We start from the raw sequence: 20,041 nt of genomic DNA, 5'->3' as shown, positions 1-20,041 counted from the left end.
TGCGGGCGACCTCGCGGGCGAGCGATTTCGCGCTGGAGGCCTGGGCCGCCAGGATCTGGGGGCCCCCGCGCCAGGCGTACCAGTATTCAAAGACCCGGTTCGCCTTGGCGCGCTTGATCCTATGGACCCCGGGCAACATCCGGGTGATCGGCAATGAAGCGGGCGAGATCGGCATCGGCCTTGTTCACGTTCGGTTCCTGAGAAGAATCCAATCCCGCGAGCCGGTCAAGATGCGCATCAAGCGCCTTGCGGTCGTAGCGATGACGGGAGCCGAGCCGGACGTGACCGAACGGGAGCTTGCGCACGGTCGCCGCCGGAAGCGCCAGGTAGGCGGCCGCTTCCTGTTCCGTCAGAAGCCGTTGGTCGGTCACCCTGCCTCTCCTTTCCTGGTTCGGCGGTTTTCCCCGGACGCCATCGAATCTCACCGCGGCCGGCCATGAAACCCGCAGGCCTTCGGTCGCAGGGCTTCGGGGCGGGTTGTTTTTGTCGGCTCGTTGAGGTTGTTCTGTTCGGGCGGCGTCTCGACTTCAGATTGTCATCGTCGACGACGGGGGCTGCCTCTCCACCGGGCTCCCGGCCGTCGGCGACGCCGCCCACCGTCCATCAGCTCGAGCCATGCCAGCCCAGTCTCCCATTCCCGCATTTCTCCAGGCCTTCAGAACGCGCAGCCATGACCAGCTTGCGCCCTTCCTGCACGAGGAGGTCGTCTACCGCGTCGAGGGGTTCGCGCCGGTCGTGGGGCGCAGGGAAGTGCTCGCCTACTGGCGTCGCATGTTCGAGGTCCACGAAGACGTCCGGATGAGCCTGGACCGTCATGTCCGGGATGCGAACCTTGTCATGGTCTCGCAGCGGCAACTGTACCTGAGCGGGCGCCGTGAACCGCTCGTGCTCGACAGCATGGTGATCTACGAACTCCGGGAGGATCTGGTCCTGGCCTGGACGGACACCGTGCGCGCCGGCGACCTGGCGGAGGAGGACGCGGCCCTGTGGCGCAGGCTTCGGACCGCCCGCTGGTAGGGCTGGAGAGGATCGCACCCGGGCGCCCGGAACTTCGGAGCCCCGGTCACTGTCGCGTCGCCACTTGCCCGGGGCCAGGGCTGGGGTAGGACTGTCAGCCATGATCCGTCCTGTCGCCCTTCTCGCCGCCGCCGCCATCCTGTCGGGGTGCGCCGGCCTGTCCCCAGCGCCGTCCGCACGCGAGCCGCTGCGGATCGCCACGTGGAACATGGAGCATCTGGCCGAACGCGACGGTGAGGGGTGTCGGCCGCGCACCGAGGCCGACTACGCCCTGCTGCGTCGCCACGCCGAGGCGCTCGACGCCGATGTGATCGCCTTCCAGGAGGTCCAGAGCCGGGCGGCTGCAGAACGGGTCTTTGATGCTGCGGCCTGGGAGGTGGTCATGTCCTCGCGACCGCCGAGCGGGCGCAGCGGGGAATGCCGGGGGCGGCCCGGCCTGTTCATCCAGAACCAGGCCGTGGGCTTCGCCGTGCGGAAGGGGGTCGCCTTTACCCGCAACGCCGACCTGTCCGCCCTCGGGCTTGGCAATCCGGACCTGCGCTGGGGCGTCGACATCACCGTCAACGAGGGGCGGCCGCTGCGCCTGCTCGCCGTGCACCTGAAGTCCGGCTGCAACTCGGGGCGGGCGCCGACGGACCCGGATTGCCCGGTGCTGTTCGACCAGGCGCCCGTGCTGGAGGGCTGGACCGAGGCGCGGGCGCGCGAGGGCCAGGCCTTCGTCGTCCTCGGCGACTGGAACCGGCGCCTGGCGAGCCGGGGCGACGCCTTCCTGGCGGAGCTGAATGACGGCGAGCCGCGCGAGGCCGATCTCACCCTCGCATCGGGCGACCAGGGCGCAGCCTGCAAGGCGCGCTATCGCGAGTTCATCGATTTCATCGCGACCGGAGGAGCCGCCACCGCGCGGATCGAGCCGGGCTCATTCGCGGAGTATCGCTACGGCGGCGGCCCCGAGGACGAACATCCGTCGGACCACTGCCCGGTGTCCGTCCGGATCTCACGCTGACCGGCTTCGCGCGAATCGAAGCTGTGCCTTAAGCAGGGGCGCCGCACCCTGACCGACCTTGGGGCGTGGCCCGCGGCCCGGCGCCCGCAAATCCGTCGGGCCGCACCCTGATCCGTTCACGCCTTCGCCCCGGGTCGACCGCGCATCGTGGCTGTGTCAGCGTCAGGCCATGAAACCCGGCGGGCGAGACAGAACAGAGGGGCTGCTGGTCGCAGCCCTGATCGTCCTGACCGTCGTGCAGGCCGTCGTGCTGATCGCGCAGCTTGCGTGAACCCTGCGATCAATCAACGTCGCCCATGACAGGACGCCGCCGACAGGCGAGGGGCTAAGGGCTCCGCCCTCGCGCGGGCCAGGGTGAAGCGGCTTCGCCGCCGGATCGGCCGGTCTCCCCGACCTTCCGCGCCGGCGACGGGGGGCAGTTTTCCCACGAAGGCAGGCTTGTGCAGGTCGGGTGATCCCCCTCCGGCCGATCCGCCCTGGCCCTTGCTACCCCGGTCTCGCCGACGGGCAGGGTTTCAGGCGCGCCTTTCGCGTGCCTGCAACCCTTGCCCAAAGGAGGCAGACATGACTGCTCAATCCACCCAAGCCCCCGTCCCTGCGGCGGCTGACGCCGCCGCGAGCGGAGCGGATCAGGAGCCGGTGCACGGCGCGGAAATCTTCGTTCCGCTCAATCTGTTGAAGGCGTCTCCGAGGAACGCCCGGAAGGTGAAGCATTCGGAGGCGAGCCTTGAGGGGCTGGCGGCGTCCATCAGGGCCAAGGGGGTGTTGCAGCCGCCCGTGGTTGAAATCGAGCGCGGCGAGGACGGAGCCCCGACCGGAGCCTATCTGGTGACCATCGGCGAAGGGCGGCGGCTGGCCCTGCGGATGCTGGCCGGGCGCAAGGCGATCAAGCGCAACCATCCGGTTCGGGTGACGGTCGATACCGAGAACGACGCCCATGAAATCAGCCTTGATGAGAACGTCAACCGCGAGGCCATGCACCCCGCCGACCAGTTCGAGGCCTTCAGGCGGCTGGCGGACGAACGGGGCTATGGTCCCGAGGAAATCGGCGCCCGGTTCGGCGTCACCGCGACCGTCGTCCGTCAGCGGCTGCGGCTCGGCGCGGCGGCGCCGGAGCTGATGGCGGCGTATCGGGACGGCGCGCTGGCGCTCGACCAGCTGATGGCCTTCTGCGTCAGCGCTGATCAGGACCGGCAGCGGCAGGTGTTCGGGCAGCTGGGCGAATACCGCCCCGTCCACGCCATCCGCCGGGCCATGACCGAGGCCAAGGTCCGCGCCGATGACAGCCGCGCCCGCTTCGTCGGTATCGAGGCCTATGAGGCCGCGGGCGGGACGGTGCTGCGCGACCTGTTCACCGAGGATGGCGGCGGCTGGCTGGAAGACCCGGCGCTTCTGGACCGGCTGGTCGCGGAAAAGCTGGCCGGACTGGCCGGGGAGGTCGGCGAGCGCGAAGGCTGGAAATGGGCCGAGGTCGCGTCCGACCATGCGGACGTGTCCGCCCTGGGCCGGGTCTATCCCGTCGCGGTGGTGCGGTCGCATGAGGACGCGGAAAGTATCGCCGCGCTTTCGGAGGAGTATGACGCGCTCGTCTCCGGAACCGATGCGGCGGACGCCCTGTCGCCCGAGGCCGACGCCCGGCTGGAGGACATCGACAGGGCGCTGCAGGCCTTCGGTCCCGACTTTGACTACGCGCCGGACGCCAAGGCGCGGGCCGGGGTCATGGTTCTGCTCGGGCACGACGGCCTGGCCCGCTTCGAGCGCGGGCTGGTCCGGGCCGAGGATGTCGTGGAGACGCGGCGCCCCGATCCGGAGGCCCCGGAGGGCTGGACCGCCAGCGGCGAAGGGGAGGGCGAGACACCCCCGCCCGAGCCGAAGGCCGACGAGGGTCTCGCGCCCCTGTCGGAACGCCTGGTAATCGACCTGACCGCCCACCGCACCATGGGCCTGCGCGACGCCGTCCAGGCCGATGCGAACGTCGCCCTGGCGGTGGTGGTCCATGCGCTGGCCGCCCAGGTCTTCTATCCGGCTTGGGGAACGTGGACGCCGCTGCAGCTGCGTCTGGGCGTGACCGGCCTGGAGAAGCTGGCGCCGGGGGTCAGCGACGGTCCGGCGGGGCGACGCGTGGCCGACCGGCTGGAAGCGTGGGGCGCGCGGCTTCCCGAACAGGCCCGCGACCTGTGGGCCGTCCTGGCGCCCATGCCGCCGTCGGACCTGCTCGACCTGATGGCCTGCTGCACCGGCGTCGGCCTCCATGCCGTGCGCGATCCGCACGACCGCAAGCCTGGCGCCCTGGCGCTCGCGGAGACGCTGGCGACCGTGACCGGCCTGGACATGACCGGAACGTGGTCAGCGACGGCCGCCAGCTATTTCTCGCGGGTGGCCAAGGCGCGGGTGCTGGAAGCGGTGACCGAGGCGACCACGGCCGAGGAAGCCGGGCGGATCGCCGGGTTTAGGAAGGGCGACATGGCCGAGGCGGCGGAGCGGCTGGTCGAGGGCAGGGGCTGGCTGCCGGCGGTGCTGCGCACCGCCCAGGCCATCGATCCCGACGCTGCGGAGCCGGACAGGGACGGCGCCCCGCCGCCTCAGGAAGACGCCTATCCGTTCGCCGCCGAATAGACAGCGAACAGGCCGGAAAACTCGCCGCGCGCCCCTTGGGGCGCGCGGCCTCTTTGTTTCAGGCGAAGACATCGCAGGGGGCGTCATTGGCGACGGGGGCGTCCACAGCCACGGCAAAGACCGGGTGCGTTCGCCCTACGGCCAGGGTGACCATGAGTACGAACTGGCGCAGGCGCTCGCGCCGCCTGCGGCGTCGCTCGCGGAAAGATTGACGGTCGGGAGCGGCCTTGCGTTATGCAGGGCTTCGATGCGCGCCCTTCTTCCCGTCCTCGCCCTGCTCGCCGCCTGCACGCCGCAGGCGCCGACGATCGTGGGGCGCGCCTCGGTGATCGATGGCGACACCCTCGAAATCCACGGCCAGCGCATCCGGCTCTGGGGCGTGGACGCGCCGGAGGGCCGACAGTCGTGCGACGCCGCCGATGGCTCCGCCTACGCCTGTGGCCGCCTGTCGGCCAACCGGCTCGACCAGCATCTCCAGGACCGGGTCGTCTCCTGCTTCGAGGAGGACATCGACCGCTACGGGCGCATGGTCGCGCGGTGCGAGGTCGATGGCGTCGATGTTGGCGGCTGGCTGTTGCGGCAGGGGCTGGCGGCGCGCTACGCCCGCTACGCTGGCAGCGCCTATGTCGCCGAGGAACAGGCGGCGCGGCGCGGCCGGGTCGGGATCTGGGCGGGTCGGTTCACGACGCCCGAGGACTGGCGACGGCAGCGTCGGGGCGATTGACGGCGCGTGAGCCCGAGCGCGGGCCGTTCATAGGTCGACGGCACGCTTGAGTTCGGCGATCCGGGCTTCGCTCGCCTCGGTCACGACCTGCCGCAGCAGCTCGATCCGACCGGTCAGCCAGGCCAGTTCCTCGTCGGTGATCCGGTAGTGCCGTGAATAGCGGGCCTTCACGTAGGCGGCGCGCAGGAGCTCGAAGCAGCGCTTCTCGAACTTGGTCTCGTGCGGCCAGACCTCGCGAAGGCGCGGCTCCAGCGGCTCGGTCATGTTCCGCAGTCGAATGAGGTTGTGGCTCTTGGGGGAATAGAGCGTCAGGACGAGGAGGAGGCCCTGGTAGAGGGTCTCAGCGGTTTGATGCAGGTTGAAGGCTGCGAGCTTGCTCTGCCCTTCGGTTTCTAAAAACCGGGCGGCCATAGCGAAACCGTTCGCCGTTTCTTGCCAGTCTTCGAAGTACCCTGTGGCTTCCTCCAATGCCGTGGAAGGGGGAAGAGGGCGTGGCTCTGAGAAGTCGATACCCAGGGTGTCTTTCAGGACGACGCCGTCGCGGACGATGTCGATGAAGAAACCGCGACCGTGTTCCAGCTTCCAGTTCACGTCGTCGAGGCTGTGGACGATCAGGCTGACCGGGGTACGCATGGCGCCAGCCGACAGTTCGGCCAACAGGCGCTTCTCCACGTCTTCCCAGAACTCGAAGTCGGTGAGGTCCTCGTGGTCCACGACCACGATGATGTCGAAGTCCGAGAAATAGCGGCCGACGGGGTCGTGCACCCAGTCGCCGCGGGCGTAGCTGCCGAATAGGATGATCTTGAGGATGCGCCCGTTCTTCAGGCGGTCGGCGCGGCGAGTCTCCGTCGCCTGGGCGAATCCCGCCTCGATGATCTCGACGGCGGCGTCGAGTTCCCGCTGCTTGGCGGGCGGCAGGTTGCGGAGCGGGCGCTTCATGAGCTGAGTCTCCGGGATGCTGGGCTGGCGCGCAAGAGTCCAAAGGCCACAGTGCCGTAAAACCTAAGCGGGCGCGGTCAGGGCGAAGACCAAGCTGATCGAACCGTCGAAGGCGACGGACCGCTCTTGACTCTTAGGCGACATTCGGACCGTCGGCTTTCGGCACTGCAGAACCCCCTTGTGTCCAGATCAGGCGTAACGACGGTGGGTGCCGGGAGCGAGATTCACCTTGTCATCCCTTCGTGCGCGAGCGTGGACATCAATGCGATCAGGCCCAGTCCATCCTCGTTATCAAGGAGCGTCTCCACCTCGGGGGTGATTTTGGCGAGATCGACGCGGGCCATGGACCAACTCGGCAGCAGTCGTCGTTCAGAAAAGCCCCGAAGCAAGATTCGCAACCCCGTATGTCGTGGGTCCGCCAATAGGACGCCGACGAGCTCATCAATCGCGGACGCGGGCCCTTCAAGTAGTTGAATGTAGCTCTGCCCGCAGTAACCCAGCGACCCTGTGATATTCGAACGGGCGTTGTTCGGGACCGAGGACTGGAAAATCCTGTCCAGCGCGATCTCCGGCAGGATGCCTACGGCGTGGCTGCGGTACACGAGGCGGTCGATCATCATGAAGCCTTGCCTGTCATCCGAGGCGCTGGTGATCCGTTTCGGCCCGGAGAGCGCTTCGTGATCCGTTCAACGCCAGATCTTCAAGGAAACCGGCTAGCAGCGCCAGTGTGAACGGCTTGGACAGACGCGGCAGCGTGCCCACTGCGACGCCGGGCGAAGGGTGGAGGTCGGCATAGCCCGTCGCCAAAGCGACCGTCACCGTCGACCTAAGCTGTTTCACCCGTTCCGCCAGTTCACTGCCCGAGAGCCCCGGCATGACCTCATCGGTCAGCACGAGGTCGATCTCCGGGTGCCTCTCGAAAATCACCAGCGCCTCTTCGCCGGAGTTGGCCACAAGGACATGATGTCCAAGCTCGTCCAGCATCGCGACCGTGTTGGTCAAAACCAGCGGATCGTCGTCGACCGCCAGCACGACCAGCCTCTTTCCTGCGTGGGCGGCGGCGGGGGGCTCCGCCAACGTTGCTACGGATCCCTCGTCGCTGGAGACGGGTAACCACAGATCGATACGGGTCCCATGACCCACCTCGGTTTCGATTTCGATCCAGCCCCCGGACTGGCCTGCGAGTCCCTGGACCATCGAAAGGCCCAGACCGGTGCCCTTGCCGACACCCTTGGTGGTGAAAAACGGTTCCGTCACCCTAGCTGCGATCTCGGCCGGCATGCCGGTTCCATTGTCGCTCACGCTGAGCCGCACATAGTCCCCGATGCGGCGTTCCCCGCTAGCGCGGGGAACGGTCACCTGATCCGCTGTGATCGCGATCTCCCCACCGTTTGGAAGGGCGTCCCGAGCGTTGACGACAAGATTGAGCAGGGCCGTTTCAAGCTGGTAGGGGTCGGTCCGGGCCTTTGGCAGCACGTCGACAAACTGCACGCGGACCTCGATGTTCGGTCCAATGGACCGGCGGATGAAGTCGCCCATGCCCCGGACGAGTTGCGGCACGTCAACGGCCTCGAGCTTCAGTTCCTGTTTGCGCGCAAAGGCCAGCATGCGTTGCGTCAGGACGGCACCGCGTTCGGCGCCCTGGATGGCGTTTTCCAGCAAGGGCGTCATACGGGGGTCGTACGGGAGGCGCTTGCGCAGAAGATCCAGGCTTCCGGTGATGGCGGCCAGGAGGTTGTTGAAATCGTGAGCGACCCCTCCGGTGAGTTGCCCGATCGCTTCCATTTTCTGGGACTGATAAAGCGCCTCGCGGGCGGCCTCCAGCTCCCGCTGCGCCGCCGCCCGCTCGGTGATGTCGCGGGTGATTTTGGCGAAACCCACAATCTCGCCGTCGTCGCCGAGGATCGGATCGATGACGACGTGTGCCCAGAATCGCGAGCCGTCCTTGCGCAGACGCCAGCCTTCCTTCTCGAATCGTCCGGCTTCTGTCGCCACGCGCAGCGCGTTGGCGGGGGCGTCGGCATCCACCTCCTCGGGGACGTAGAACCTCGAGAAATGATCCCCGATGATTTCGTCCGGCTTGTAACCCTTGATCCGCTCCGCGCCGGCGTTCCAGCTGATCACCTTGCCGGAGGGGTCAAGCATGTAGATCGCATAATCGGTTACGCCGCTAACAAGGATCCGGAACTGCTCTTCGCTCTGTTTCAGGGCCTGCTCAGCCTTGCGGCGTTCCGTCAGGTCGCGGGTGATTTTGGCGAAACCGATCAACTCCTCATCGCGCCGGATCGGGTCGATGACGACGTGCGCCCAGAACTTGGTCCCGTCTTTTCGGACTCGCCATCCTTCGGACTCGAAGCGACCCGCCTCGGCTGCGCTCTGGAGGGCGAGCCCGGGCCGACCTGCCTCCCGGTCTTCGGGCGTATAGAACTGCGAAAAATGGGTCCCGAGGACTTCGTCGGCAATGTAGCCCTTGAACCGCTCCGCGCCCGGATTCCAACTGGTCACATGACCGTTGGGATCCAGCATGTAGATGGCGTAGTCAGTAATCGATTCGACCAACAGCCGGTACCGGCTGTCGTCAGAGCCGTCATTCGAATTGGTCAATGAGTTCGCCCTATGCCCCGCAGCTTAACGGAGGCGAGGGCAGATCGTTCCGTCGGTCCGGTCGGCCCGCCAACCTGCCCTTTTGATCGAAGGCAGACCTGGGGCGGCAGGCAGCGAAAGGCTTCTTTCGGGCCATGTGTGAATGTCCGCCTCTGGCGCATCCCGGCGGTTCCGAGCTGACGGGGATATCGTCCCCATTGCAACTGCGGCTAGTGTGATGGCGCGAAGTGCGTGCGCGATGACCGAGCCCGCTTCGGACGAGGACACGCACGCCATGCTCATCCCCACTTCGGAGATTCGGAACTGGAAGGACTTGCAAGACCGGGTCGCGAACCTGTTCCGGGACATGGGCTACGAGGTGTCGTCGCCGCTGACGGTCGAGCTCGTGCGGGGCAAGAAGGAGGTCGACGTCCACGTCGTCGACCCTCGCACCAGCGTGCCTCACGTCATCATCATCGAATGCAAGCACTGGAAGTCGAGGGTGCCGCAGGAAACCGTGCATTCGATGCAGACCGTCATGGAGGGATGCGGCGCGAACACCGGCATTATCGTGAGCTCGAAAGGCTTCCAGAAGGGCGCGCCGGAGGCGGCGGCCAAGTCCAACATCCAGCTCATGACCTGGGAGGCCCTGCAGAAGGCGTATGGGCACGAATGGTTCTTGCGACAGCGCGAAAAGCTCGCGCCACTGCAGAAGGCGCTGCTGCAGACGGACGGCCTCTACCTCGATCAGTGGGAAACGCCGAAGACGATCTTCAACTGGATGCAGTTCAATCGCATGGGCACGGCCAAGGCATTGTTCGATCTTTTGGCGGAGGGGCGTCAGGTCACTCTCGAGATCATGGGCGGTCCTAAGTCATATGATGAGCCTGGTCCCTTCTATGTCTCGCCCCCGGAAGGCAATCCCGATGCGGTCAGGGATAGCTTCGGGCGGCCCAGCCGCGAGCTGGGGGACGTGCGTGCCTGGTTCGCCTGGATCAACTCCTCAGCCCAGGCAGTGATTGACAGGACCGAAGACCTGCTGCGTTCGACCTCGGACGCGTTCGACGCCTTGCCAGGTGCTGACCAGGATGCGGCGTTCAAAAGCGCGCTCGCACAAATGCGCACGGAGATGCCCGTGAGACTGCTCGAGGAACATCTCGAGCCTGAGGAGTATCAACGCATGCTCGGCCTGCTGGAAAACCGGAAACAAGCCGGGTGATCCTTGTTCGTCTCGGGAGTCTGGGGGACGTCGCCGCGTTCAGCCCTTGGCGGCCGAGAATCTCCTCGCCGGCGATCGGCAAATCTCAGGAACCGACCCGGCACAGTTTGGAGAACGCAACGGCAGGTAGCGAGGAGCGCTCACCGCCAGTCCAACGAAGATGGTTTGACTAGGGTCGAGCTACCCATCATCAGTTGGCTCGACCGAGAAGACGCGACGTGCTGGGACGCCCAGCTAGGTTCTTGAGCGGGTACGCGTCGTATGTTGCCCGCATGCTGGAAGCCTCCGCCAACGGCTTGCCTGCCTGGCAAGCACGACCTGGCCGGTTAGCTCTTCTGGTCCTTCGGCTCGCCGACCCGAACCTCGACGTCGACGACGCCGCAGCGAACCAAGTCGTAGGGTACATCGGGCGAGCCGCCCTCCGCCCGTTTGACTAGCTCGGCGAAGGGGTCGCCCGTCCGCAGGGCGACGAATTGGTAGGTGAACCATTCGGCGAAGGACTCGGAGGCCATGTCCACGACGTTCGCCGCGATGACGCCGCCCGACGCTGCCTGGTGCTGGGCGAGATCGTTGACCAGGCGCGCGGGCAACGTGGCGAGCTTCCGCCCATGCTCCGGGGGAGCCTGGAATACGAAGAAGGCCGATTCTGTCTGGTCGAGCAGGCTACGCGTCTGCTTCGATTTTAGCTCGAACGACGCGTTCCAGCCCTTGGCGGGCACGTCGTTGTCCTTGAGATAGAGCCGCTTGGCCTGGACGAGGGCGGCGCGCTTGGCGAGGGTCTTCCCGTTGAGGACTGCGGTGATGACCAGGCAGAAGTCAGCGGCGAACGAGGCGGAAGCCCGGGCGCGACCTCGGCCCTTGATGCCCCTCTTTCCCTCCTCGCCTCGGTCGACCGGGCGATAGCCAACACGCACCGAGGCGCGATGCTCGTCGCCTCGCGCGGCCGCCAGCTCACCCATCCCGAGGTTGAGCTGCTCGAACCTATCGCCAAGGATGGCGAAGAAGCGCTCCCCGAGACGGTCCTCGCCCGCCTTGTGGCGCGTTGCGTACTCCTCGGAAAACCGCACCTCCAAGGCGGTGATCGTGTCTTCGATGGCCTGTTCAAGGCGGGCATCGCCGAGCCAGGTGCGCGAGGTCGTGGAACGGCCCTGTCTCGGCGGCGTCGAAGGCGGCGAGATGGCTTGCGCTTGTGGCGAGGCGGCGCCGTCGATCATCCGGCCCACGAGCCCGGCGCTGTACTGGACCTGTCGGTCCGGGTGGGCCTCGAGGGATCTCAGGACTTCCCGGTCTTCGAGCTGGGCGAGCTGGCCGGCGGCGTAGACGGCGATGTCCCTCGCCTGGTCCTTCCCTAGCCAAAGTAGGCCCTCAAGCGCGGCCGCGCGCACGGTGGCTTCCCCGTCGACCACCGATCGCAGGCGATCAAGGTACACGTCCCTGAAGTCGGGCGGCGACCTGGCCAGTTCTCCCTTGAGGTCCAGCAAGAGGCGTCCAAGCGCCCGGCCGGTGGCGTCGCCGCGCGCCGCCCGCCAGAGCGTGGCGTCGGCGCGCGCGAGCGCCCCGGAGCGATTTTGGTCCGCGGGGGCTAGGTCGGGCGCGGCGGGGTCGGCGAGCTCGGGGAAGCGCCACAGGATGGTGGCCATGGTCAGCCAGGTGGACCAGGTGCTCGAGGACGCGGACGCGAGCAACGCGGCGCTGGCCAGCCCGGGAAGATTGCGGCCAGTCATGCGAGGCAGCAGGCGCCGTAGCTGGCCCAGCCGCGGCGGCGGCAGGCTGGTGAGGTCGAGCGCGTGCTCGATGACCCAGGCCATGCCGTCCGGTTGGTCGCCGATGACCTCGTAGATCTCGTCGGACTGGGAGAGCTGGGGAAGCGCCTTGAATAGGTCGCCCGAGGCATGGCGGGAATCCAGCCCGAGCCAGACGAGATCTGAGCCTAGCTCGTCCCACCGCGTCGCGAGCACCGACCTTAGGGGGGACAGGAGAGCTTCGTGCTCGTCGCTTGGCGCGTTCCACGCGAGCTTGGCCAGTTCGGCGAGCTGCGGCGCCGTCAATTGCGCCGCTAGATCGGCATCGGCCAGCTCCGGCAACGCCTCGCGCAGCCTCTCGAGCGAAAGCCACTTGGGGTCGAGGGCTCGAATGTTGCGACGGCCCACCACGTGGGACACGGGGGCAAGCAGGTCGAGCAAGGACGCCAAGGGGCGATCGCGGGATACCGGTGCATTCATGTCAGGAACCTGTGTTCACTGAAGGTTTCGTCCTTGGCGGCACTCGATCGGCATCGTCTACGCCCTCGTTGAGTTGGCGGAGCCGCGAAACTGGAAAGCTCAAGAGCTTGCGGCCGATGTCCTTGCGGTGGCCGAATGCCCGGGAGACGACCGAGCCTGGGCCATTGAACACGACATCGTATCGACCGTCGCGATATAGCTTGAGGCCTAGGTACAACACTGGCTCGCGGCCGAACGTCAAGTGATCCTGGAAGGTGGCCTTGACCTGCACCAGGCGGGTCGGATCTCGAGCGAGGCATCCATCGTGGGTCTTGCCGGACTTGGCATCGAGCAGGATATCGAAGTCGCGAGCCGCGAGAAGCTCGCCGATGTCTCCCACCAGTCGACCGTCGATGGTGAACCTGCGTCCATCCCGGCAGCAGGCTTTTAGCTTTTCGATGCCCTCGAATATCGATGCGAGGGCCTCCCCGACGTCTGGATGCATGTGTCCTCCGGTCGGGAGGATAGCTTGGCTTTAGCCGGCGTCTAGTTCCAGCAAGGCGCGCCTTGGCGTTGGCGGCGGGAAGCTGGGGCCCTTGACCACCAACGGGGCGAGCCGCCTCGATTGGCTGCGTGCCGCGCGGCCGGGCGTTGATCGATGCGTGACGTTGCGTTTGCCGCTGGGCTGGGCCAATCGTGCATCCTGCAGCAGGAGGAAGAATGCGCTCGAGCCCGATACCGGCCGACGCCAACATTGGTGCACGCATCAAGCTGCATCGCCTTGGCAAGGAGATGACCCAGGTCGAGCTGGCGCGAGCCATCGGCGTCTCGGTCCAGCAACTGCAGAAGTACGAGGGCGGGCTAAACCGCATCGCAGCCCCGAGGCTGCTTTCGGTCGCGACCGCGTTGGGGACGACGACGGGCGACCTCTTGGGCGAGGCCGGGGGAGGGAGGGACGAGGCCAGCCCGCTGCTGGTCCCCGGCGCTGCCGAACTCCTTCGCGCCTATGCAGCCATACCCGATCCCGCCCAACGGCGGGGCCTCCTGGCGATGGCGCGCGCGCTCGTCCCCGGCGCCGACCCGTCATGACGAGCGGACCCAAGGGACCAGGCGCGCCAGCCGCGGGGCTTGATGCGAGCGTACTGGAGGCGGCGCTTGCCGCGGGCGGCTTCGGGCAGTGGAGCCTGAACCTCGCGACCGGGGCCCTTGTCGTCTCGCCAACGATGCAGCGGCTGGCGAACTTGCCCGATGGCGCTGGCTTCACCGAGCAGGACTTGATCGACGCCGTGCATCCCGAGGACCAGCTCGCCTTCACCTCGGCCCTGCTGGATGCGGTCGACGGGGGACGCCCATTCCAACTCCTCCACCGGCTAGGCACGGGCGACGCGGCGCAATGGGTGGATTCGCGGGGCACGAGGGTGGCCGGGGAGGACGGCGTGTCCTGCCGGGTCGCCGCCGTGACCGTGGCCGTGGAGGTCGACGCCGGCGGGGCGCCTTCGCGCTGATCCCAGGCGGTCCGCGATGGACGCGAGCAGGGGCGGGAGCGACCCGCGCCTAGGCGAAGCGATGGATGGTCGGCGGCGGGAACAAGGCCACCATGTCCCGCGGGAAGATCTTGAACAGGTAGCCGTGGTCGCGGGCCCGCTTGCCGAGCATGCTGAGCGTGTAGTCGAGCTCCACGCGGCCGGCGTCCAGCATCTCGCCGAGGTTCAGGACGAGGGGGGCCTGGGTGTGGTGGACCTCCCGGTAGTGGAAGGCCTCGGTCGCCCCCGCCTTGCGGGTCGCGGCCTTCACCCAGAAGGTCTCCCTGTGCTTGGCCGACAGCGCCGCCCGTAGCTCGCCGAGGTCCCAGTTGACCACCTCCTCGGCGGTCGGCCTGTCGCCGGCCTGGTGGAGGGCGTGCAGGCGGTCGTCGTCGCCATCGACCCGCAGGTAGTGCCCAAGGCTGTTCGGGGCGTTGGCGAGGCTGCAGTAGAGCTGCAGCCGCCCGTCCTTGGCGTAGCCGTGGCGCCGGAGGATTTCCGCGCCATTCTTGCACGCGGAGGCCTTCCAGTCCGGCGTCTTCGAGAAGAGGGTGATGCGGTTCCCGCGGATCGTCGGGCCCGACCGCGAGGCCTTCAGCTCGATCCCGTGGTAGTCCGGCGCCCTGCGCGCGTTGGCCTGGATGCCGAGCAAGGTCTCCAGCGTGAAGCCGACGTTGGTGGGACCCGGGCGCATCCCGTCGACGAAGCCGCGCGCGCTGATCGCCTCGATCAGGCCCAGCAGGTCGGCGGCGTGGGGGTTGACGACCTTGCCCGCGGCGATCGCGCCGGCGAGGGCGGGGGACAGCTCGTAGTCCTCGGAGACCAGGGCGCGGTCCGACAGGTTGGCGACCACCAGCCGGTCGCCCACCGCGACCACCGCGACCACGTTGCCCGGGGCCGCGTGCTCGCCGAGCCGGCCCACCCAGATGCGGGGGTCCCCGCCCTTGGTCTCGGGGCGGTACAGGCTCGCGTAGCTCTCGACCGGGCCCGCCGGCGTGAAGATCGTCGCGGGGAGCTTGCGCTTGGCGTCCTGCCCCTTCGCCTGCGCGTCGTAGTCGTGGAGGCCCTTGGCCGAGAGGTAGTCGCGGACGAGGGCGTGGGCGTCGAGGATGCTCTTCTTGAGGCCCGTCTCGGTGGGCACGAGGTAGGTCGCCTCCACGCCGTGGCGCGCGAGGGCCTTCACGAGCTCCGGGATGGATCGGTCGGCGATCTTCAGCATGGCGTCTCTCCCGCGGCCTCGCCGCTAGCGTTCGAGCAGGCCCTTGAAGTGGGCCCCGACGGCCGAGGCCAGGGTCACCGGGACGGCATTGCCGATCTGGGTGTACTTGGGCACCTCCCGCTCGTGCAGCCCGATCCGCGGGTTGCCCGCGCGGCGCAGGCCGCCCGTCGTCCGCTTGCCCTTGAACTGGTACCAGTCCGGGAAGGTCTGCAGCCGCGCCCACTCGCGCACGGTCGGCACGCGGGGCTGGGAGTAGTGCACGTAGTCGTCCGGGAGCGAGGTCGCCGTGATGGTCGGCCCCTTGGGGCCCCATTCCCGCGGGAGGACCCGCTGGGCGAACTTCTTGGTCCGCATGTGGTCCAGGAGCTCGCCGCCGGTGTCGATCATGTGCTGGAACTTCGCCACCACGTGCGGCGAGTGCTTGCTGTACTCGTGGTCCGTCAGCGGGGCGCCCTTGGGCAGCACCTTGCCCGTCCGCGGGTCCAGGCGCAGGGCCTCCTGCCAGCGGTTCGACGGGGCATGGGGGTAGGCGGTCGTCGCGCCGCCCGGCTCGTAGGCCGGGTCGACGAGGTCCGACCAGATCGCCTCGATGCCGGGCGCCTCGCCGGCCGGGGCGGGGAGGTATCCCACCTGCACGGCGTCGCCGTCGTCGCCCGTGGCGAAGGGCTGGTCGTCGCGCACCCCGACCAGCAGCACCCGCGGGCGGTTCTGGGGCACGCCGTAGTCGCGGGCATGCACGAGCTTCCAGCGGACGCTGTAGCCGGGGATGCCGTGGAAGGTCTCCAGCACGTCGGCCCAGATCTCGCCCTTCGAGCCCCCGGGGGTCCAGCGCCCCCGGATCAGGCCCTCGACGTTCTCGAACAGGAACATGCGCGGCCGCAGGCGATGGATGACGTGCGCCATGTCCTGGTAGAGGTGGTTGGACGGCAGTTGCTCGCGCGCGACGCTGTAGGACCGGCGGTGGCCGATCCCGGAGAAGCCCTGGCAGGGAGGCCCGCCCGCGACGAGGTCGAGCTCGCCCCGGGCGACGTCCACCCCGTAGTCCCGGAGCAAGCCGCTGGCCAGGTCGTCGAGCCGGTCGGGGGAGAGCACCAGCTCCTTGATGTCGTTGACGTGATACTTGTCCGCCAGCAGCGGATGGGTGGCGGCGCGGTTCGACAGGTAGGTGTCCATCGCCTGCGGGCTGAGCTCGTTGACGAACATCGGCATGAAGCCGGCATCCTCGAGGCCGAGGGACAACCCCCCGCAACCGGCGAAGAGGTCGATGAACTTGGGCGCTTGGTTTGACATCGGGGTCCTTGGTCGAATCACCCCGGATGGTCGGCCAGCAACCGGGGGCGGTCCAGGCCTTAAGACCATCGCCGGTCAGGCGAGTCTAGCGCCACTCGACGAAGTCCGCGTGGCGCGCGGCGGCGCGCTTCACCGTTCTCCCCAGAGCGAGGCTTATTCCCCTGGTCTAACCGACTAATCGAAGGTGGCATGACCGTGTACCCCGCTCCGCACGCAATAACTTTGCTCAGGACTCCCGCTTCGCCAGAGCTCTGCGGCGAAGTCCGAGCCCTTGAAGTCCGGCTTCGGCGTACCCACCATTTCCGCGAATGGTAGATACCCTGACGCCCCGTGAGCGGTCGGTCCGAATGTCGCGCATCAAATCGCGCGACACCAAGCCGGAACTGGCCTTGCGAAAGGCCTTGCACGCGCTTGGGTTGCGATACCGGCTCGTGACAAAGCTGCCTGGAAAGCCGGATTTGGTCCTGCCTCGTCACGAGGCCGTCGTGTTCGTGCATGGCTGCTTTTGGCACCGGCACCCAGGCTGCAAGGTCGCAACCACGCCAAAGAGTAACACCTCGTTCTGGAACGAAAAGTTCGAGCGCAATGTCGCGCGGGACAAAAAGGTTTTGGGAGAACTCCGTGCACTGGGCTGGCGGGTCTTCGTTGCATGGGAGTGCGAGCTTTCCGGGAAGGGGAAAGCAGCAACGGTAGCCGAACGGATCAAACGCCAGCTCCAGCAGCCCGCAGAGGGGGGTTGACCGACGCCTCACCTCTGGCATGAAGCACATCCATTAGTGGTGAGGCGCGATGCTCTGGTCGCGCTTGGGGAGCATGGCGATGACCGATAACAGCCCAGACTTGGAGACCGTAACCTTGGACGGGGCGGCCGCTGGCTTTGACGGAGACGAGCCCGTCGATCAGGCCGGCGACGTCGAGGTGGAGGAGGAGGGCGAGCGGGAAGCCCCAGAGCCCGTTCGTTTCAATGTTTCTAGCTATGGTTGGGACAGCGATGTGGAGGGACTCGTAAAGCGGCTTGATCGCAACGATGTCTACACACCTGGCTTCCAGCGAGGCTTCGTCTGGAGCAATCCCGAGAAGTCGAGGTTCATCGAATCCCTCATCCTTGGCCTGCCGGTCCCGACGATATTCCTGGCGCAAGACGGGGATTCCAAGCGGCTGAACATCGTGGATGGCCAACAGCGGCTGAGGACCCTGCAGCAGTACCTCGGCGGTGGATTCGCGCTCAGCGGAAAGGACATCCAGCCCGACCTTGCCGGTCGCTACTACTCAAGCGAGGTCGCCCGATCATCGAGGAGCAAGGTCCTCGTGGACGCCGATGCGCGTCAACTCGCGGATTCGATAATCCACGCCGTGGTGATCAAGCCGGATCCCGGGGACAACGATGCCACGCGAGGTCATGAGTACAACCGAGCAATCATCCAGATTTTCCAGCGCTTGAACACAAGCGGAAGGCCTCTCCAACACCAAGAAATTCGAGCAAGTATCTTCCACGGCCCGTTCGACGACATGTTGCGCGAAATGAACGGCGGGGAGAACTGGCGCGCGCTTTTCGGGCCAGTTCACTCTCGCATGAAGGATATGGAAGCGATCCTCCGGTTCGTCGCCCTGCTGGAGGAGGGCGATGATTACCGTGGTCCCATGCCTCGATTCCTTGATGACTTCATGGAAACCAATCGCGAGGTAGGAGCGGAGCGATCCGCTGAGCTGACGGCCTTGTTTCAGGCTGCCATCGCGCTCTGTCGAGAGGCCCGAGGCGACAACGCCTTCAAGCGCGCGGGTACCTTTCTTTTATCGCACTTCGACGCGGTCATGGCTGGCGTCAGCCGCGCCATCCGCAGTGGGGCTGCATTGGATGCAGCTATCGTCGAGGAGCGTTGGTCTGTGCTCGACAGCGACGCGGAGTTCCAATGGGCGACCTCCGAATTCGTGAACGACACCCTGAGGGTCAAGAAGCGCCTCGAACGCGCGACCGCGATCTTCGCGGGCTAACATGGCTAGGACACCTAATCGCGTCCGCTATCGAGGCCGGATTGATGCCCTCCTTGTGTCCGTGCGCCGCGAAGAAGACCTAGAAAGGCAGGCACACTGGGCAAAGTACATCAGCGTCCTGACCTCGGGTTACCTTGAGCAATCGCTCAAGGAGGTCCTGCTCGACCATTCGAGCCGCACTGCATCGCCTCGGGTTGCTCGCTACGTCGAGCAATCGTGGTCCAACTCCAGAAACATGAACACCGAGGCGATTTGCACGCTGCTGGGACGTTTCGATGGAAACTGGCGCGCTTCATTCGAGGCTTGGCTGATCGAAGACGAAAAGCGGAAAGGCTGTATCAACGCCGTCGTGGACTCCCGTAACAAGATTGCCCATGGCGAGGAGTCAAACACCACTGGGGTGACCATGCACACAGTCTCCGAACGCTTCCAGTGTGCCTGCGGATTGGTTGACTTGGTCGAAGAGCTTGCGGGGTGACGTTGGCTTGTGTCTCAAGGCAGGCGCCAAGCTTCCATTAGAGGCATCATGCAATATCAAGTCTTCGGTCCACTTTACGCGCCGGTCAGGCAGGGCGAGGTGACCGGCGCGTCGCTCAGGGACTTCTGGGATCGCGTCGAGGCCATGCACGCGGGCTTGCCGCGGGCGGTCGGCATCTATGTGTTCTCGACCTCGCATGGTGACAGCTACACGCCTTGGTACGTGGGCAAGACCAACGCCAAGGCGGGATTTCGTGGCGAGATATTCCAAGGGCACAAGCTAGACCATTACCTCAGCGCGGCGGAACGCAAGCGCGGCGTCCCCAGGATGCACCTGATCGCCAAGGTGGAGCCGAACCGCGGGAACTTCTGCAGGCCGTCCGCGCGGAGCGGCCGGGAAATCGACGAGTTGGAGACCGTCATGATCGCCATGGCGCTTCGCTCGAACCCGGACGTGCGGAACTCCAAGAAGACCTGGTTCAACAAGACCTGCCAGGTCCCCGGGATCATGGGCGACCCGCCCATCGGCCGCCCCTCCGAGGCGATCACCAGCCTCAGGAATGCGTTCCGGCTCTAGCAGCCGGGGAGCGGCGACGGCCCCGCTTGGCCGTCAAGCCCGTCCCTGCCGCTGGCCAGCCAGCGCGGCCTCTCGATGAGGCGGTCCTGACCGGACCCGTTCGGCTGGCGCAACCGCTCGCGCGACTTTCTTCCCCGGCCTGGCGGCCTTCCTCGCGAAACAAGAAAGCCTCTCTTCGCGGTCCTCCGCTTCGCTGCGGGGGCTCGCTTCGCTCTCCCTGCGCGCCGTCCGGGCCCGGTCTCCCGGTCGCCATCGAGGCCGCGGCAGGCGTGGCCCGAAGCAAAGGAGAGACTGACATGGCGACCATCGGCACCTTCACCGCCCAGGGCGACGGCTACACCGGTTCGATCAAGACCCTCACCCTGAACGTCAGGGCGGCGGTCCTGCGGCCCAACGAGAAGAGCGACGACAAGGCCCCCGACTTCCGGATCTTCGCCGGCCAGACCGAGTTCGGCGCCGCCTGGAAGAAGACGAGCCAGCAGAACCGCGAATACCTCTCGGTCAAGCTCGACGATCCCAGCTTCCCGGCGCCGATCTACGCCTCGCTCGTCGAGGCCGAGGACGGGCACAGCCTGATCTGGTCCCGCTGAACCTAGCCGCGGCGGCGCGGCGACCGCGCCGCCGCCTATTCTCCCCCACAATCAATTTCGAGGAGGCCGCC

Annotated in this window: 20 protein-coding genes; 12 read left to right on the top strand and 8 right to left on the bottom strand. The window is 66.9% G+C overall.

Annotated features, from left to right (window positions below):
* Nucleotides 1–119: 119 nt before the first annotated feature.
* Nucleotides 120–371, bottom strand: coding sequence for a hypothetical protein (locus ACFQQC_RS16310; protein ID WP_376863587.1), 252 nt, complete (start codon nt 369–371; stop codon nt 120–122).
* 244 nt (nt 372–615) lie between these two features.
* On the opposite strand from ACFQQC_RS16310, the gene ACFQQC_RS16305 reads away from it, so the two are divergent.
* From ACFQQC_RS16305 to ACFQQC_RS16290, 4 genes are all read left to right on the top strand, one after another.
* Complete coding sequence (locus ACFQQC_RS16305) at nt 616–1,017, top strand: nuclear transport factor 2 family protein (RefSeq protein WP_376863586.1); 402 nt, start codon at nt 616–618, stop codon at nt 1,015–1,017.
* Between the two features lie 100 nt (nt 1,018–1,117).
* Entirely contained in the window at nt 1,118–2,020 is a 903-nt protein-coding gene (locus tag ACFQQC_RS16300) for an endonuclease/exonuclease/phosphatase family protein (protein WP_376863585.1), read from the top strand.
* A 564-nt stretch (nt 2,021–2,584) separates the two neighbouring features.
* The gene (locus ACFQQC_RS16295) at nt 2,585–4,636 is read left to right on the top strand and encodes a ParB/RepB/Spo0J family partition protein (protein ID WP_376863584.1); all 2,052 of its coding nucleotides are present in this window, start codon (nt 2,585–2,587) and stop codon (nt 4,634–4,636) included.
* Nucleotides 4,637–4,883: 247 nt separating this feature from the next.
* Nucleotides 4,884–5,360 (top strand): thermonuclease family protein, encoded by a 477-nt coding sequence (locus ACFQQC_RS16290; RefSeq protein ID WP_376863583.1) that lies wholly within the window; start codon nt 4,884–4,886, stop codon nt 5,358–5,360.
* 27 nt (nt 5,361–5,387) lie between these two features.
* On the opposite strand, the gene ACFQQC_RS16285 is transcribed toward ACFQQC_RS16290, so the two are convergent.
* From ACFQQC_RS16285 to ACFQQC_RS16275, 3 genes are all read right to left on the bottom strand, one after another.
* Nucleotides 5,388–6,299 (bottom strand): HEPN domain-containing protein, encoded by a 912-nt coding sequence (locus tag ACFQQC_RS16285; protein WP_376863582.1) that lies wholly within the window; start codon nt 6,297–6,299, stop codon nt 5,388–5,390.
* Between the two features lie 224 nt (nt 6,300–6,523).
* A complete protein-coding gene (locus ACFQQC_RS16280; RefSeq protein ID WP_376863581.1) occupies nt 6,524–6,919 on the bottom strand; it encodes a BLUF domain-containing protein in 396 nt (131 codons plus the stop codon).
* 13 nt (nt 6,920–6,932) lie between these two features.
* A complete protein-coding gene (locus ACFQQC_RS16275; RefSeq protein WP_376863580.1) occupies nt 6,933–8,903 on the bottom strand; it encodes a PAS domain S-box protein in 1,971 nt (656 codons plus the stop codon).
* A gap of 238 nt (nt 8,904–9,141) precedes the next feature.
* Between ACFQQC_RS16275 and ACFQQC_RS16270 the strand changes: the two genes are divergently transcribed.
* On the top strand, nt 9,142–10,101 hold the full coding sequence (locus ACFQQC_RS16270) for a restriction endonuclease (protein ID WP_376863579.1): 960 nt from the start codon (nt 9,142–9,144) through the stop codon (nt 10,099–10,101).
* A 326-nt stretch (nt 10,102–10,427) separates the two neighbouring features.
* On the opposite strand, the gene ACFQQC_RS16265 is transcribed toward ACFQQC_RS16270, so the two are convergent.
* Together ACFQQC_RS16265 and ACFQQC_RS16260 are read right to left on the bottom strand one after the other, a co-directional pair.
* Nucleotides 10,428–12,284, bottom strand: a complete 1,857-nt coding sequence (locus ACFQQC_RS16265) for a hypothetical protein (RefSeq protein WP_376863578.1) — start codon at nt 12,282–12,284, stop codon at nt 10,428–10,430.
* Nucleotides 12,285–12,324: 40 nt separating this feature from the next.
* Nucleotides 12,325–12,807: a DUF6998 domain-containing protein gene (locus ACFQQC_RS16260; protein WP_376863577.1), complete on the bottom strand. Its 483-nt coding sequence runs from the start codon at nt 12,805–12,807 to the stop codon at nt 12,325–12,327.
* Nucleotides 12,808–13,022: 215 nt separating this feature from the next.
* On the opposite strand from ACFQQC_RS16260, the gene ACFQQC_RS16255 reads away from it, so the two are divergent.
* Nucleotides 13,023–13,391, top strand: a complete 369-nt coding sequence (locus tag ACFQQC_RS16255) for a helix-turn-helix domain-containing protein (RefSeq protein ID WP_376863576.1) — start codon at nt 13,023–13,025, stop codon at nt 13,389–13,391.
* A gap of 152 nt (nt 13,392–13,543) precedes the next feature.
* Complete coding sequence (locus ACFQQC_RS16250; protein ID WP_376863574.1) at nt 13,544–13,807, top strand: PAS domain-containing protein; 264 nt, start codon at nt 13,544–13,546, stop codon at nt 13,805–13,807.
* 49 nt (nt 13,808–13,856) lie between these two features.
* Here ACFQQC_RS16250 and ACFQQC_RS16245 read toward each other — a convergent pair whose 3' ends face one another.
* Both ACFQQC_RS16245 and ACFQQC_RS16240 read right to left on the bottom strand, forming a co-directional pair.
* Nucleotides 13,857–15,044 (bottom strand): MvaI/BcnI family restriction endonuclease, encoded by a 1,188-nt coding sequence (locus ACFQQC_RS16245; RefSeq protein ID WP_376863573.1) that lies wholly within the window; start codon nt 15,042–15,044, stop codon nt 13,857–13,859.
* A gap of 24 nt (nt 15,045–15,068) precedes the next feature.
* Nucleotides 15,069–16,334 carry a DNA cytosine methyltransferase gene (locus tag ACFQQC_RS16240; protein ID WP_376863572.1) on the bottom strand — a complete coding sequence of 422 codons (1,266 nt, stop codon included), beginning with the start codon at nt 16,332–16,334 and terminating at the stop codon, nt 15,069–15,071.
* Between the two features lie 308 nt (nt 16,335–16,642).
* On the opposite strand from ACFQQC_RS16240, the gene ACFQQC_RS16235 reads away from it, so the two are divergent.
* From ACFQQC_RS16235 to ACFQQC_RS16215, 5 genes are all read left to right on the top strand, one after another.
* Entirely contained in the window at nt 16,643–17,074 is a 432-nt protein-coding gene (locus tag ACFQQC_RS16235) for a very short patch repair endonuclease (RefSeq protein ID WP_376863571.1), read from the top strand.
* 79 nt (nt 17,075–17,153) lie between these two features.
* Nucleotides 17,154–18,326 carry a DUF262 domain-containing protein gene (locus ACFQQC_RS16230; protein ID WP_376863569.1) on the top strand — a complete coding sequence of 391 codons (1,173 nt, stop codon included), beginning with the start codon at nt 17,154–17,156 and terminating at the stop codon, nt 18,324–18,326.
* Between the two features lie 61 nt (nt 18,327–18,387).
* The gene (locus ACFQQC_RS16225) at nt 18,388–18,804 is read left to right on the top strand and encodes a HEPN domain-containing protein (RefSeq protein ID WP_376863568.1); all 417 of its coding nucleotides are present in this window, start codon (nt 18,388–18,390) and stop codon (nt 18,802–18,804) included.
* Nucleotides 18,805–18,852: 48 nt separating this feature from the next.
* Nucleotides 18,853–19,380: a hypothetical protein gene (locus tag ACFQQC_RS16220; protein ID WP_376863567.1), complete on the top strand. Its 528-nt coding sequence runs from the start codon at nt 18,853–18,855 to the stop codon at nt 19,378–19,380.
* Nucleotides 19,381–19,676: 296 nt separating this feature from the next.
* Nucleotides 19,677–19,970 (top strand): DUF736 domain-containing protein, encoded by a 294-nt coding sequence (locus ACFQQC_RS16215; protein WP_376863566.1) that lies wholly within the window; start codon nt 19,677–19,679, stop codon nt 19,968–19,970.
* The last annotated feature ends 71 nt before the right edge of the window (nt 19,971–20,041 follow it).

The organism is Brevundimonas sp. GCM10030266, from assembly GCF_042666595.1.
Classification (GTDB): domain Bacteria; phylum Pseudomonadota; class Alphaproteobacteria; order Caulobacterales; family Caulobacteraceae; genus Brevundimonas.
This window is presented reverse-complemented; position numbering and strand designations above follow the sequence as displayed.

Bases quoted from the DNA above. Each gene is read 5' to 3' on its own strand.
- ACFQQC_RS16305 (WP_376863586.1), top strand. From the start codon at position 616: ATGCCAGCCCAGTCTCCCATTCCCGCATTTCTCCAGGCCTTCAGAACG.
- ACFQQC_RS16300 (WP_376863585.1), top strand. From the start codon at position 1,118: ATGATCCGTCCTGTCGCCCTTCTCGCCGCCGCCGCCATCCTGTCGGGG.
- ACFQQC_RS16295 (WP_376863584.1), top strand. From the start codon at position 2,585: ATGACTGCTCAATCCACCCAAGCCCCCGTCCCTGCGGCGGCTGACGCC.
- ACFQQC_RS16290 (WP_376863583.1), top strand. From the start codon at position 4,884: ATGCGCGCCCTTCTTCCCGTCCTCGCCCTGCTCGCCGCCTGCACGCCG.
- ACFQQC_RS16285 (WP_376863582.1), bottom strand. From the start codon at position 6,299: ATGAAGCGCCCGCTCCGCAACCTGCCGCCCGCCAAGCAGCGGGAACTC.
- ACFQQC_RS16280 (WP_376863581.1), bottom strand. From the start codon at position 6,919: ATGATGATCGACCGCCTCGTGTACCGCAGCCACGCCGTAGGCATCCTG.
- ACFQQC_RS16270 (WP_376863579.1), top strand. From the start codon at position 9,142: ATGACCGAGCCCGCTTCGGACGAGGACACGCACGCCATGCTCATCCCC.
- ACFQQC_RS16260 (WP_376863577.1), bottom strand. From the start codon at position 12,807: ATGCATCCAGACGTCGGGGAGGCCCTCGCATCGATATTCGAGGGCATC.
- ACFQQC_RS16255 (WP_376863576.1), top strand. From the start codon at position 13,023: ATGCGCTCGAGCCCGATACCGGCCGACGCCAACATTGGTGCACGCATC.
- ACFQQC_RS16245 (WP_376863573.1), bottom strand. From the start codon at position 15,044: ATGCTGAAGATCGCCGACCGATCCATCCCGGAGCTCGTGAAGGCCCTC.
- ACFQQC_RS16240 (WP_376863572.1), bottom strand. From the start codon at position 16,334: ATGTCAAACCAAGCGCCCAAGTTCATCGACCTCTTCGCCGGTTGCGGG.
- ACFQQC_RS16235 (WP_376863571.1), top strand. From the start codon at position 16,643: ATGGTAGATACCCTGACGCCCCGTGAGCGGTCGGTCCGAATGTCGCGC.
- ACFQQC_RS16230 (WP_376863569.1), top strand. From the start codon at position 17,154: ATGACCGATAACAGCCCAGACTTGGAGACCGTAACCTTGGACGGGGCG.
- ACFQQC_RS16220 (WP_376863567.1), top strand. From the start codon at position 18,853: ATGCAATATCAAGTCTTCGGTCCACTTTACGCGCCGGTCAGGCAGGGC.
- ACFQQC_RS16215 (WP_376863566.1), top strand. From the start codon at position 19,677: ATGGCGACCATCGGCACCTTCACCGCCCAGGGCGACGGCTACACCGGT.